This is a genomic window from Oleiphilus sp. HI0067 (genome assembly GCF_001635735.1).
Genome location: NZ_LWFI01000637.1, coordinates 1 through 753, shown reverse-complemented (window position 1 = coordinate 753; position 753 = coordinate 1). Strand labels below are relative to the sequence as shown.

The 753-nt window shown below is 48.1% G+C and carries 1 protein-coding gene; it reads right to left on the bottom strand.

Annotation, left to right across the window (positions count from 1 at the left end; genetic code table 11):
• Nucleotides 1-464: 464 nt before the first annotated feature.
• A partial coding sequence (locus tag A3739_RS29605; RefSeq protein WP_197472151.1) for a hypothetical protein occupies nt 465-753 on the bottom strand: 289 nt, incomplete at its 5' end.

The following is a 753-nucleotide window of genomic DNA, read 5'->3' as shown; positions in this document are numbered from 1 at the left end:
CCTTTAGAGATATGAGAGTGTTCATAGACAATTGCGGTAGTTTGTTTTTTAGAGGGTAACATCAAGCTAATTCTTCTTTTCCTGTCGGCGCTGGCCGACGGCAGGCCAGGGTCTTTGTTTGGCCAAAGACCCCAATACCTCAAAGGCGACCCAGATCGCTTGCGCGCTCGACGGGATTTAAGTTTCGTTCCAATCCGTCATTGCCGCGCAGGCGGCACAAAAGCGCTTTAGCGCGTTGAACGACAAAAAGTCGGCCCGAAGGGTAAGCGAAGCGCATCATCTATTGTTTAAAGTGCAATGCATGGAGTTAGACAATTGCGCACATCAAGTTGGGAGAAATATCAGGCTTTATCTAGACAGGTTTATTGAGCAAGCAGACATGAATGCCGCTATATGGCTCACCCGTAGCCAGTATGCCCCATGCAGTTCTGGCGAGTGCGATGCAGCAAAGAAGGCTTTTGTGTTTACTTCTGACGCTTAGCGCCGCAACGATAAGTGGCATCGCCTCGGCAAAAGTAGAACGTCGAACCCAACCGTACTTTTTCTTCACAATCAACTTCAGACCAGTGTATGAGTTCACCAAAGCGGTAATCATCATCATAAATGCCGTCGTAGCCTTCAGCTTTACAGATTTCCTTCGCTTTGGTCGCCATTGATAGTTCTACCTGGTTTCTAGCTCCTTCTAGGCTGCCGGATTCGTACCCAAATAAGCCCAACGGCGAATTATTAATATCAGTATCGGTCCAGCTTAGG